Annotated in this window: 12 protein-coding genes; 3 read left to right on the forward strand and 9 right to left on the reverse strand. The window is 69.5% G+C overall.

Annotated elements, in window-relative coordinates; translation table 11 throughout:
• Positions 1-24: 24 nt before the first annotated feature.
• The 3 genes from EL493_RS04605 to EL493_RS04615 all read right to left on the reverse strand — a co-directional run bounded on the left by EL493_RS04605 (position 25) and on the right by EL493_RS04615 (position 2391).
• Positions 25-537 carry a hypothetical protein gene (locus tag EL493_RS04605; protein WP_030201779.1) on the reverse strand — a complete coding sequence of 171 codons (513 nt, stop codon included), beginning with the start codon at positions 535-537 and terminating at the stop codon, positions 25-27.
• A 202-nt stretch (positions 538-739) separates the two neighbouring features.
• Positions 740-1282, reverse strand: coding sequence for a hypothetical protein (locus EL493_RS04610; protein WP_019044428.1), 543 nt, complete (start codon positions 1280-1282; stop codon positions 740-742).
• A 155-nt stretch (positions 1283-1437) separates the two neighbouring features.
• Positions 1438-2391 carry a helix-turn-helix transcriptional regulator gene (locus tag EL493_RS04615; RefSeq protein ID WP_030201781.1) on the reverse strand — a complete coding sequence of 318 codons (954 nt, stop codon included), beginning with the start codon at positions 2389-2391 and terminating at the stop codon, positions 1438-1440.
• 93 nt (positions 2392-2484) lie between these two features.
• Between EL493_RS04615 and EL493_RS04620 the strand changes: the two genes are divergently transcribed.
• On the forward strand, positions 2485-3114 hold the full coding sequence (locus EL493_RS04620) for a TIGR03086 family metal-binding protein (protein WP_019044430.1): 630 nt from the start codon (positions 2485-2487) through the stop codon (positions 3112-3114).
• Position 3115: 1 nt separating this feature from the next.
• Here EL493_RS04620 and EL493_RS04625 read toward each other — a convergent pair whose 3' ends face one another.
• The 3 genes from EL493_RS04625 to EL493_RS04635 form a co-directional block, all read right to left on the reverse strand.
• Positions 3116-5089: a galactan 5-O-arabinofuranosyltransferase gene (locus EL493_RS04625; RefSeq protein ID WP_081723135.1), complete on the reverse strand. Its 1974-nt coding sequence runs from the start codon at positions 5087-5089 to the stop codon at positions 3116-3118.
• Positions 5090-5230: 141 nt separating this feature from the next.
• Positions 5231-6010 carry a decaprenylphospho-beta-D-erythro-pentofuranosid-2-ulose 2-reductase gene (locus EL493_RS04630; RefSeq protein WP_019044432.1) on the reverse strand — a complete coding sequence of 260 codons (780 nt, stop codon included), beginning with the start codon at positions 6008-6010 and terminating at the stop codon, positions 5231-5233.
• Positions 6007-7431 carry an FAD-binding oxidoreductase gene (locus EL493_RS04635; RefSeq protein ID WP_019044433.1) on the reverse strand — a complete coding sequence of 475 codons (1425 nt, stop codon included), beginning with the start codon at positions 7429-7431 and terminating at the stop codon, positions 6007-6009. Before EL493_RS04635 ends, EL493_RS04630 begins: the two co-directional genes overlap by 4 nt.
• Before the next feature lie 15 nt (positions 7432-7446).
• Between EL493_RS04635 and EL493_RS04640 the strand changes: the two genes are divergently transcribed.
• Complete coding sequence (locus EL493_RS04640) at positions 7447-7944, forward strand: GtrA family protein (protein ID WP_022566522.1); 498 nt, start codon at positions 7447-7449, stop codon at positions 7942-7944.
• Here EL493_RS04640 and EL493_RS04645 read toward each other — a convergent pair whose 3' ends face one another.
• From EL493_RS04645 to EL493_RS04655, 3 genes are all read right to left on the reverse strand, one after another.
• Positions 7945-8574: a pyridoxamine 5'-phosphate oxidase family protein gene (locus tag EL493_RS04645; protein ID WP_019044435.1), complete on the reverse strand. Its 630-nt coding sequence runs from the start codon at positions 8572-8574 to the stop codon at positions 7945-7947.
• 169 nt (positions 8575-8743) lie between these two features.
• Positions 8744-10915, reverse strand: a complete 2172-nt coding sequence (locus tag EL493_RS04650; RefSeq protein WP_019044436.1) for a molybdopterin-dependent oxidoreductase — start codon at positions 10913-10915, stop codon at positions 8744-8746.
• Between the two features lie 104 nt (positions 10916-11019).
• Positions 11020-11526 carry a hypothetical protein gene (locus EL493_RS04655; protein WP_019044437.1) on the reverse strand — a complete coding sequence of 169 codons (507 nt, stop codon included), beginning with the start codon at positions 11524-11526 and terminating at the stop codon, positions 11020-11022.
• 181 nt (positions 11527-11707) lie between these two features.
• Between EL493_RS04655 and EL493_RS04660 the strand changes: the two genes are divergently transcribed.
• A complete protein-coding gene (locus tag EL493_RS04660) occupies positions 11708-12307 on the forward strand; it encodes a DUF4282 domain-containing protein (protein ID WP_019044438.1) in 600 nt (199 codons plus the stop codon).
• Positions 12308-12315 lie beyond the last annotated feature (8 nt).

A 12315-nucleotide genomic window follows, 5' to 3' on the forward strand; every position in this document is an offset into this window, starting at 1 on the left:
CTCGGCGCCGCGGCAGAACCGGGTCTAGCCGGTGCGGCGGTTGCTCCAGTCGAGCTGGGTGCGGGCCCAGTCGGGGATCTCGGCCTCGGGGCGGGGGAAGGTGTCGAATTCGGCGCGCAGATCCTCGACCGTCACCTCGGGCATCCATTCCGCCACCGCGCTGGTGGAGTAGGTCGCCTTGTAGCGGGTGGGACCGGCGATGAAGATCTCGGCGCTGAGCCAGGCGCCGGTGTCGGCGTCGTAGGACATGCGCTTGTGATCGGTCAGGTAGGCGAGGACCTCGTCCGGCGGCACCATGTTGGTCACCGATCCGTCGCGCTCCTTGACCTGCACGCCGGCCACGGTGTGCGAGCCGACCTGCAGCGACCACAGCAGCGCGAACTTCTGGCCCGGGGCGAGCATGGCGATCGCGGCGTCGACGACGGTCTGTTCGATCGCGCCGAGCGACTCCAGCTGCTGCCTCGGGGCCGGCTCACGATCCTGCCGGTGCGGTCGGGTCAGCAGGAGATCGATCCGCTCGGGTCGGCTGAGCGTCATAGCTATACCTCTGCATCCGTACCGATCAGCACTACCAAAACTGATTTCGGTCGGCCGAACATTCAACAATTCGCAGCGTACCCGCCCCGCGACACGAACCGTGCGGTTTGTTGACACTGACCGGACATATTGTGGTCTATCGCGTCTCCGCATACCAGTAGCTACCGGGTGTCGATCGACACAACACTCGGTGCGCGGCCGGTCAGGCGGCCGAGGCGCGGAGCGCGAACCAGCCGTCGGCGGGGTCGGCGAAGCCGTGATAGACCAGCGGTATGCGCTGGTCGATCGCGAAATAACGATAGACCGCCGCCATCGCCTGGCGGACCGAATGCGACTGGAAATCGTCGATGCGACGCGGGCCGATGGGATGCTCGGGCAGCAACTCCAGGCGCATCAGCTCCGCCGGGTCGTCCACGTCCAGCCCCCATGGCATCGGTTCCTCGATGAGGTGATCGTGCAGGACCGTGCGCGCGGTGGGCGGATCGTGCCTGCGGCCCGCGAAGGCCACGCGTTCGACGCGGGCCAGGCCGCGGGTGTTCAGCGGCATACGGGCGGCCTCGATCAGGTCGACCATGTCGGTATCGGGTTTCGGTCGCGGTGTCCGGCCCGCGACCGGTGCCTGTTCGAGCAGGTGCAGTACCTGCCCGCCGCGGACCAGCGGCTCGGGCACCAGGAAGAAGCTGATGCTGGGGCAGGTGCGGTTCATGCCGGTGAGGCACACCCGCGTGTGCAACGGATCGGACATGAGTCCTCCTCCGATAGCGGGCCGCCGGGGACCCGTGACGTGCAGGATCGAAGATTCCAACGCCATCCGCCGGGGGCCTCGCCCGCCGGCGGCGACCATGCCGCACCAGTCAGTGTAGTGCCGTCAAGCGGTGTGGACACCCGTCTTCGCGGGGATCACGGCGCGACCGACTCGGTGTAGCGGCGAGCCAGGGTGCGCAGATGCGCGACCAGTTCCGGCGGGCCGTCGACCCGGAAATCCATCATCAGCATGCTCAGGTAGATCGCGATCGTCTCCATCGCGTCGGCGCCGGTGTGCAGCAGGCAGGTGCGCGCGTCGACGGGTTCGACAACGCCGACCGCGGGATTGATCCGGGCGATCACGGTCTCCGCGGGCGCCAGCACCGTGACCCTGGCCTGCACCCGCCAGCCGGTGGTCGCGATATGGCGCATGACGAAGGCGACCAGGTCGTCATCGGGCAGCGAGCGCGGCGCGAACACCCGCGGGGTGGTGGCGGCCCTGGTAAGGCGGGCGGCCGGGATCGCTTCCCAGGCATGGGAATTCATGTTGTAGGCCACCAGGTACCAGCGGCGCTGCCAGTTGATCAGGCGGTACGGTTCCAGCTCCACGTCGTCGTCCACGAGCACCGCGGTGGTGCGGCGCACGGCGTCGGCCAGGGTGGTGAGGATGCCCGCGGCGACCGGGGCGTCGGGCTCGCGCGAGCCCGTGGTCGCCGGGCCGATCTCGGTGGCGTCGCGCAGGGCGGAGACCTTGCGCTGCAAGCGTTTCGGGAGGATCTGCTCGATCTTGCGTTGCGCCCTGACCAGCTGTTCGCCCAGGTCGGAGACGGCGAGGGAGCCGTCGTGGGCCACCGCGAGCGACAGCGCCACGGCCACCGCCTCGTCGTCGTCGAGCAGCAGTGGAGGCATGGTGGCGCCGCGGCCGAGCCGGTAGCCGCCCACGGCGCCGCGGTCGGCGTGCACCGGATAGCCGAGTTCGCGCAGGCGCGCGATGTCGTTGCGGACGGTGCGTTCGGTGATCGCCAGGCGCTCGGCGAGCTCGCGTCCGGTGTAGCCGCGGTCCTGGAGCAGGGCCAGCAGCCGCAGGACGCGGGGTGTGGTCGCGGCCAATTCCACCTCGCCGGAATTCGGTCGGAAATTAGGAACGAAACGAGCCTAATGGGTTTCTAGGCTGGAGTCATCACCGAGAAGGAAGGCTTCATCATGAACAACACCGCAGCTCTCGAGACCGTCTGGCGCGACGTGGTCGCCACTTCCTACGCGGCGCTGGCCGACGTGGTCGCCGGCGTGCGCGCCGACCAGTGGGATCTCCCGACGCCGTGCGCGGAGTGGACGGTCACCCAGGTCGTGCAGCACGCCGCGGGTGATCAGCTCGCCTACGCCGCCGCGCTCGGCGTCGGTCCCGGTCCCACCGAGAACCCCTTCGCCCCGTCCGGTGCCATCGACGGCGAGCCGTCGGCCCTGGTCCGCGACGCCGTCGAACAGTCCGCCGCCGCCTGGTCCACCGTCGCCGACACCACCCCCACCGTCCCGACCCCGCTGCCGCACGGCGAGCTCCCCACCGCGGTCGCCGCCACCATGGCCGCCCTCGACGCCGCCGTCCACGCCTGGGACATCGCCGTCGCCACCGGCCAGCCGTCCCCCCTCACCGACGACCTCGCCACCCACCTCCTCACGGCGGCCCGCCACATCCACCCCGCCCCCGGTTCCGGCACCGAAGCCGAACTCCTCGAGCCCCTCCGCCAGTGGGGCGCCTACGCCCCCGCCATCGAGGCCCCCGCCCCCACCCCCACCCAGGCCCTCCTCCACCACCTCGGCCGCCCGACCTCCTGATTCAGCGGCGGACGGTGATGAGGGTGAAGGGGCCGATGTCGGTGGCGGTGAAGGCGGGGTCGGTGAAGAGGGATTCGGGGAAGGCGACGGTGTAGCGCTTGACATTCGGGTCGTTGGGGTAGACGTCCTCGGCCAGGCGCAGGGTGTAGGTGTCGCCGTCGCGGCGGAAGAGGAAGGCGTCGGGGGCGCGCCAGGGGGCGGTGGACATCGCGTCCAGGAGCGCGCGCGAGGAATCCAGTTTGCTCCAGGCGGCGATGGTGGCGGCGCGGCCCTTGAAGTCGGCCAGCGGGTTCGCGTAATGCGAAGTGAGCGCCTGGAATCCGAAGTACGGGTAAAAGGCCAGGAAGCTGGTGTCGGCGGTGAGGACGACGGATTCGTCTCGGGGACGGCCGGTCTGGGCCAGCAGGGCTTCGTCCACCGCGTGGTAGTACGCCACGGCCGACGGCTTGCGCTTGTCCGCCCGCTCGCCGAAGGTGCCGTCCGCATTGGGTGTCTCGGTAGGGACGGTGTCGGTGTAGGCGGTGTCGATCTCGTGGGTGAGCACGGTGGGGATGTGCTGGGCGAAGGCCAGCGCGCCGAGCACCGCCACCACCGCCGCGGCGATCCGCAGCGGCGCCGGCTCGTTCAGGATCCGGTACAGCGCGCCCGCGCCCTCCACGAATCCGAAGACGCCCGCCGCGGCGAGCACCGCGAGCAACACCGGCTCCAGCCGGAACGACAGCAGCGTGGTCCCGGCGGCGGTCGCCGTCATCGACAGCAGCGTCCACAGATAGATCGCGACGACCCCGATCCCCAGCGCCTGCGCCCGCCGCGACGACCCCGCCCGCAGCACCAGCCACAGCACCCCGAGCAGGCACAGCGCGCCGCGCAGCGAGAACTCCAGCATCGGGAACGCCAGCTCGGCCCCCGACTCGGGCAGATAGTGGAACGCGCTACCGGACGGCAGCGTGGCCCCGGACAGCATCTTCAGCAGATACGGCGCCCACACCACCAGCGCGAGCACCCCGGCGATCGCACCGATCACCACCAGCTTGACCAGCGGCGGCAGCGCGGCCCGCCAAGGCGCCGGACCCGCGTCGTCGGCGCGCTTGCCGCCGACCCGCGGCCGCTGTTCGCCGCGCCGCGCGTACACCGCGATCCCCGCCGCCACCAGCGCCATCAGGACAACGGTGAACGCCGCGATCGCCAGGTACAGCGTGTAGAAGCACGCGGCGACGCCGAGGAACAGCCCGGTGCCGAGCACCGCGCCCCACCCGCCCGAACTCCGGTGCAGCGCACCCCAGGCCAGGATCAGCACCGGCGGGATGAATACGACCAGCACCGCGCCGTAGGCCTCGGGGGAGGCGTAGGCCAGCGTCATGGCGGTCACCGCGGCGGCCGCGCCGACCGCCAGATCGGCCCGCACCAGCTGCGTCCACAGCACCAGCGCGACCACCGCGGCCACCGCGAGGAACCCGATCGCGTACGGCTTGAACACTTCCCAGCCGTCCATGCCGAGCACATTGCCGACCCGGCCGCCGATCCAGAACCAGCCGGCCGGATAGAACGGCGGGATGTCGACATAGGTCATGTCACGCAGTGCCGCGCTGTCGGTGAGCCGGGTGAGGTACTCGGTCCGGAACTCCTGATCGACCGAGACACCGAACAGATACAGCTTCGTCGCGGCCAGCGGCATCCCCAGGGTGACGGTGACGAACCCCGAAATACCCACCCAGGAAGCCAGTTTCGCCACCACCGGCCACTTGCGCAGCCGGATCAGCAGCACCGCGGCCACCAGCAGCGCCACCGCGACGACCTGCCCGACGGTGGTCAGCGCACGAGTCACATTGGAGGAGTTGAACGCGGGCCACTGCACCGCCGAAAAGGCGTAGAGCCCGACCACCGCCACGATCAGCGCCACCACCGCGGCCGCGGCCGCCTCGGCGATCCCGGCCCCGATCCGGCGGACCGGACGCACCTCGTCGTTCGTCGTCATCGGTGCGCTGCCCTCCGGATCGGTGTCGGCCTTCACGGTCCGGGCCAGCCTAGTGGAGCCACCCCGGACCGGCGCCGGGCGGCAAAACGCGAACTGCCGCAGCGTCCGGGGACGGTGCGGCAGTTCGCGGGAAGCGTGGGATCAGATGGGGAGTTTGCGGAAGATGGGGCGGGGGACGTGGCGCAGGGCCGACATCAGGAAGCGAGCCTCGCCGGGTGCCCAGACGATCTCGGTGCCCTTCTCCGAGGCGGCGACGGCGAGCCGGGCCACGTCCTCGGGGTCGACGGTGAGCGGGGCCTCCTTTGAGCCGGTGGCCTCCCAGTGCGCCTTCGTCGCCGAGGTGCGCACCTGCATCGGGCGCACGACGGTGACCCGCGGACCGTGCGGCCGCAGCGCCTCGCCCAGGCCCAGGTAGAAACCGTCGAGACCGGCCTTGGTGGAGCCGTAGACGAAGTTGGAGCGGCGCACGCGCTCACCGGCCACCGAGGACATCACGATGAACCGGCCGTGGCCCTGCGCCTTGAACTTCTCGCCGACCAGCACGCCCACCGACACACCCGCGGTGTAGTTGATGCCGACGGTCATGACCGCCTTGCGCTGGTTCTGCCACAGCTCCTCGGCGTCGCCGAGCACACCGAACGCCACGATCGCCACGTCGACGTCGCCCGCGGCGAACGCCTGGTCGACGACCTTCGCGTGCGACTCGGTGTCGAGCGCGTCGAAGTCGATGACGTCGACCTCGGTCGCGCCCGCAGCCTTCAGCGTGGTCACCGCGCCCTCGAGCAGCGGGTCGCCGGGCAGGTTGGCCAGCACGATCCGGGCCGGGCTCTTGCTCAGGTACTCGGCGCAGATCGCCAGACCGATCTCGGAGGTGCCGCCGAACAGCAGGATGGTCTGCGGGTTGCCAACTGCGTTGATCACTGGAGCTCCAGCCTCCTGGCCATATCGGACATGAAAACGCCGGTCGGGTCGACGCTGCGGCGGACCTTGATCCACTCGTCGATCCGCGGGTACATCTTGTGGAAGGTCTCGGCGGTGGTGCGCGAGTCCTTCGCGGTGTAGAGCCGTCCGCCGAATTCGAGCACACGCCGGTCCAGATCGGTGACGAACTCGTTGAGTCCGCGCGAGATCGGGAAGTCGACGCAGATGTTCCAGCCCTCCATCGGGAAGCTCAACGGTGCCTGATTACCCGGTCCGAACAGCTTGAACACATTCAGGAACGAGTAGAAGCCCGAGCTCTGGATGTCGATGATGATCCGCTTGAACTCCTCCACCGACTCCGGCGGCACCACGAACTGGTACTGCAGGAAGCCGTTGGAACCGTAGCCGCGGTTCCACTCACCCAGCATGTCGAGCGGGTGATAGAACTGCGTCAGGTTCTGGACCTTGCCGCGGTAGGTGCCCGACTTGCGGTACCAGACCTCGCCGATCGGCCCGAAGGTGTACTTGTTGGCCAGGCCGTTGGGGAACACGTCCGGCAGCGTGAAGAAGGTCTTGCCGTTGAACCGCAGCGGGTCCTTCTGCAGCTTCTTGGGCAGCTGGTCGAGCTTGGCCAGGTTGCCGCGCGAGATGGCGGCGCGGCCCAGCTTGGGCAGCGGGGCGATGGCGTCGAACCAGGCCGAGCTGTACTCGTACTTGCCCTCGGAGCCGTCGCTGTGGAAGGCGATGGTCTCGTCCAGCGTCGTGGTGACGTCACCGTCGGCGATGAAGTACGCCGTCTCGGTGGGGGTCATCTCGATGGTGGCCCGCAGGATGATGCCGGTGAGGCCGCAGCCGCCGATGGTCGCCCAGAACAGCTCGGGGTCCGACCCGGCGGTGATGTGACGCACCTCACCGTCGGCGGTCAGCAGGTCCATCGAGCGCACGTGGTTGCCGAAGCTGCCCGCGCTGTGGTGGTTCTTGCCGTGGATGTCGGAGCCGATGGCGCCACCGACGGTGACCTGCCGGGTGCCGGGCAGCACCGGCACCCATAGGCCGAACGGCAGGGCGGCCTTCATCAGCTGGTCGAGATTCACGCCACCGTCGACGTCGACGAGCCGGCTGGCCGAGTCGATCCGGTGGATCTTGTTCAGCGCGGGCATGTCGATGACCAGGCCACCCGCGTTCTGCGAGTTGTCGCCGTAGGAGCGGCCGAGCCCACGCGGGATCACGCCGCGTCGCAGGTGCGCCGGCTTGCTGTCGTTGTCCTCGGCGACCATGCGCACGGCCTGGACGATCAACTCGGGATCGCTGGTCGAGAGCACTTCGGCGGAGGTGGGTGCGGTGCGACCCCATCCGGTGAGCGTGCGGGTCCGCGTAGCGAACGCGCCCTGCTCAGCGGGGGTCGTAATGTTCTCGGACATCGGCTAAGAGGCTACATGCATGGCGGGACACGCGACCGGTCTCGTAGTCTTCCTCACGTGCAAGCCCAACCGCATCTGCCGCTTCCCGCCGAAATTCCGCTGGTCGACGAGCCCGGTGGAACCGACGTAGACCTGAAGACGCAGATCGTGCGGTTCACGCTCACCGGCGGCCTCTCGGCGATCGTCGACTACGGCATCTACAGCCTGCTGCTGAACCTGATCGGCCTGCCGGTGAGCCTGGCCAAGGCGGTCGGGTTCGTCTGCGGCACCACCACCGCGTACCTGATCAACCGGCGCTGGACGTTCAAGGCCGAGCCGAGCCGGGCCAGGTTCATCGCCGTCGTCGTGCTCTACGCGGTGACCTTCGCCGTGCAGATCGGCATCAACGCGGCGCTGTACTTCGCGCTGCCCGGAGAGTGGTGGCGGCAGCCGCTGGCGTTCGTCGTCGCGCAGGGCACCGCCACCGTCATCAACTTCGTCGTGCAGCGTGCGGTGATCTTCAAGATCAAGTAGTCAGCTGGCCTTGGCGGCGGCGGGCGCGGGCTGTTTGCCCGCCTTGACGCCGAAGTAGTCGCCGCCCTTGGCCCGGACGTTGTCGGTGCCCCATTCGCGCCGGTCCCGTGCGACGGGCACCATCTGCGGAATGTGCTTGCGGCAGTGGATGTAGGCCTCTTCCACGTCGACGACGACCCACACCTGCGAGGCACGTCCTCGCTCCGCGGCGGGCAGATCGTCGACGGTCTCGCGTAGCTCACTGTCGGCAACCATGCGCGCCTTGCCGTTGATGTGCAGGCCGATCAGGTCGCGCACGAAATCGATCATCAGAATCCCGACGTGCGGGTTCTCGAGGATGTTGCCGAGGCTGGCCATCACCCCGTTACCCCGGTACTCGGGGTACGCAATCGTGCGTTCGTCGATGACGTGCAGGAACCCCGGTGTCCCCGCGCGGAAGCTGGCGTCACATTCGCCGTGCGCGTCGGCGGTGGAGATGAAGGCCATGTCCATCCGGCCGACGAATTCGACCATCGATGGATTGAGATAGTCGATGACCTGGTCGTCGTAGAAACGTTCGGCCCGGTCGGTGGTGCCCAACGTGTCCTGAAGCTCGTGCTCTCCGTCGCTGCCGACGTGTTTTCCGGGCATCGGGGCCCCCTCTGCTAGCCGAACCGGGTGATGCGGGTTTCGCGCTGAAACCCCCGCTTGTGACCGCAATCTCATCCAGTGTAGGGGAGCATCACAACTCGTGGGGCGTGTCCATTGTTGCGAACGGTACGAAAGTGCGGTTTGCGCAAGGGTTTCCCAGGTAGACCGATCAGGCCGGACCTACCGTCACCGGCACGCCGTTGAAGACCGCGGTGCCCGAGATCGCGTCGACCACCGAATCATCGGTCAGCACATTGGCATTCACGCCGGGCGTCGCGCTGGCAACCGACTGGCTGGTACTCGCGCTGTGGCCCCAGCCGTGCGGCAGGCTCACCACGCCCGGCATGATCGTCGGCGTCTGCTCCACCTGCACGGTCAGCGATCCGGCCGCCGAACTGATCTTCGCCTGCTCGCCGAGCCCGAGCCGGGTCGCGTCGTCGGGATGGATCTGCAGGGTGCAGCGGTTGGACCCGCCGACCAGTCCGGCGATGTTGTGCATCCAGCTGTTGTTGGAGCGCAACTGCCTGCGCCCGATCAGCACCATCTCCGGCGCGCTCGCGGTGAGCCCGGCGCGCAGCCTGGCCACATCGTCGACCAGCTGCGCGGGCGCCAGGTCGACCTTGCCGGACGCGGTGCGCAGGGCACCGGGCAGACGCGGCCGCAACGGGCCCAGATCCAGGCCGTGCGGATTGTCGAGCAGGGTGCGCAGGCTGAGTTCGCCGCCGTTCCACGCGCCGTACGGGCCGAGCTTGAGCATCAGGTCGATGCGCTGTTCGGTGGTGTCGGCGCCCTCCAGCTCGTCGCGGCGCTCGCTCATCCCGGCCTTGTGCAGCATGCCGGCGATGACCAGCTCGTCGACCACCGCGATCGGGCTCGCCGCGCCCTCGCCGTCGTGCGGCTGCCCGCTGACGGCGGCGGCGAGGCGGGCGAGCACCGCCGACTCCGACGGGCGCCCGTCGAGCGGCACCAGCGGCGGCGAGTAGCGCGCGTAGTTGCGCACGGCGAACTGCAACAGCGCGAAGTCGTAGTGCGGCGACTGCACCGAGCGCGGCGGCGGCAGGATGACCGAGGCGTGCCGGGTGGTCTCGTTGACATACCGGTCCACGCTGACCATGAAGTCCAGCTCGGCCAGGCCGCGGTCGAGCCGGGCGCCGCTCGGCGCCGACAGCACCGGGTTGCCCGCGACCGTCACCAGTGCCCGGATCTGGCCGTCGCCCGGGGTTTCGATCTCGTCGGCGAGGGTGGCGACGGGCAGTTCGCCCATCGCCTCGGGCAGGCCGCGGACCCGGCTGGTCCAGCGGCCCGGCCGGAACGGCCGGGACCGGGGGATGCCGCCGGCCGCCGCGGTGGCGAACATGGCGCCGCCGGGTGCGTCGAGGTTGCCGGTGAGTGCGTTGATCGCGTCGACCAGCCACTGGGTGATCGTGCCGAATTCCGCGGTGCAGGTGCCGATCCTGGCGTAGACCGCGGCGGTGGGAGCGGCGGCCAGGTCGCGGGCCAGGCCGCGGATGGTGTCGGCGGGGATCCCGGTGCGCTCGGCCACCGCGTCCGGGGTGAACTCCGCGGCGGTGGCGCGCAGGGTGTCGATGCCGTCGACGTCGAGCCGGACCTCGGTCAGGTTCTCGGCGAACAGGGTGTGGATGATCGCGAACAGCAGGTAGGCGTCGGCGCCGGGCCGGATGTAGAGGTGCCGGTCGGCCACCGCGGCGGTCCTGGTCTCGCGCGGGTCGACCACCACCAGGGTGCCGCCGCGCGCCCGCAGCGCCTTCAACCGGCCGGGGAAGTCCGGCGCGGTGCACAGCGAGCCGTTGGATTCGAGCGGGTTCGCGCCGAGCATCAGCAGGAAGTCGGTGCGGTCGAGGTCGGGGACCGGGACGGTCAGCGGATCGCCGAACATGAGCCCGGCCGCGACCTGCTTGGGCATCTGGTCGGCGGTGCTGGCGGTATAGATGTGCCGGGTGCTCAGCGCGCGGATGAGCGCGGGCAGATACAGCGCCCCCGCCACGGTGTGCGCGTTGGGATTGCCGAGGTAGATGCCGGTGGCGCCGCTGCCGTGCGTCGCGGTGACCTCGGCGAATCTGGTGGCGATGAGGTCGAAGGCCTCGTCCCAGCTGGCGGCGCGGAACTCGGTGCCCTCGCGGATGAGCGGGGTGGTGACCAGGTCGGGGTCCTCGTCGAGCTTGCCGAAGCTGGCGCCCTTCGGGCACAGGAAGCCCTTGCTGAACGGATCGTCGCGGTCGCCGCGCACCGAGAGCACCCGGTCGGCGTCGTCGAGGGTGATCGTCAGGCCGCAGACGGCCTCACACAGCGGACAGGTGCGCAGCAGTGTTCGCGGAGCCATGACCCCATCCTTGCGCGGTCCGGCCCGCCCTGATCCGGAAACGCCGAAACCCGCGACCGCGACGTCGGGGAGGCGTCGCGGTCGCGGGTTCGGAGCTGTTGTGCCTAGCTGGCCAGGGTCAGCGCGGCGGGCTTGCGGCCGGCGGCACGCTTGCGGACGGCGGCGCGCACCGCGGCACCGAGGGCGACGACCGGGGGAACCCAGCGGGCCTCGGACGGGGCGACGCCCCAGGACGCGGAACCCGCGGCGAGCTGGGTCGGGGGCAGCGGGATGCTGGCACCGTCGGTGTAGACGACGACGCCGGCCTCGCGCATGGCCTCGATCGCCATGGCGGCCTTGCGGACACCGGTGACCAGGTGGATCTCGCGACGCTCCTGGCCCGGGATCTCGATCACGGGGCCGGACAGGTTGTTGGCGCGCAGGAAGCGGCGGACCTCGCCGGCCATGTCACCGGTGATCTCGATGGCCGAGACGTCCTCGTCGGTGATCAGGCACAGGCCGTTGGCCGTTTCGGCGACCGTCCATCCACGCGCGGCGTACTCCTGCGCGGCGGCACCCTTGTCGGCGGCCGTTGTGGTGGTCGGAAACGTCGTGCGCACTGTGTTCTCCATTCCCCGAATGCTTCGTTCCTGCGTTCATGGGGCGTATCGCCCGGAGGTGGCGATCTCGTTACGCCGTTCCGGAAAAATATTCAGGACTGTTCGGTTCGTCTCAGTTCGATCACCTTCGCTATCGCCGATCGGTAGCGGGCGTGGGTTGGCGTAGGGGCTGAAACCGGGCAGGATTCGGGTCATGACCGACGTGCCGGGCACCTCCTCGTCGCCCGACGAGGACCCCGAGGAGTACGAAGCCGAATCGCGCTGGCTCTCTTGGAAAGAGACCGATGCGAAGCGCTCCGCCGCCCGCGCGCAGCGCCGCGACGACGCGAATCCGGATGAAACGGACATTCCTCGCGATGCGGGGTTCGACGATCCCTTCCGCAGCACCGGATCGGCCAAGCAGTGGGCCGCCGAGGTGCTGCGCACCCTGCTCGATGTGCAGTTCCGCAGGCCCGCAACCAGGACTTTGCTGCCGCTGGCCTACATACTCGGCGTCGTCTCCTTCGGCATCGGCGTTCCGGTCGCGCTCACGGTCCTGATGTGGAAGGCCTCGGTGCTGCTCGGCATCCTGGCCGCGCTGGTCGCGGTGCCACTGGGGCTCACGATCGCCGCCTCGGTGCGCCTGATGCTGGAGTTCGCCGACAACGCCGCCCGCCTCGCGGGCCGCGTCGAGCACATCAGCGATCTGGCCGACGGCTTGTTCCAGGCGCTGTCGGATGTGGCCGAGCCGGTGAACCAGCTCTCCGAAGACGTTCGCGCTGTGCAGTTCTGGCGGTTCCGCAAGAAGAAGTAGCTCGCGGC

Origin of the sequence: Nocardia asteroides, assembly GCF_900637185.1 — a bacterium.
Taxonomy (GTDB): Bacteria; Actinomycetota; Actinomycetes; order Mycobacteriales; family Mycobacteriaceae; genus Nocardia; species Nocardia asteroides.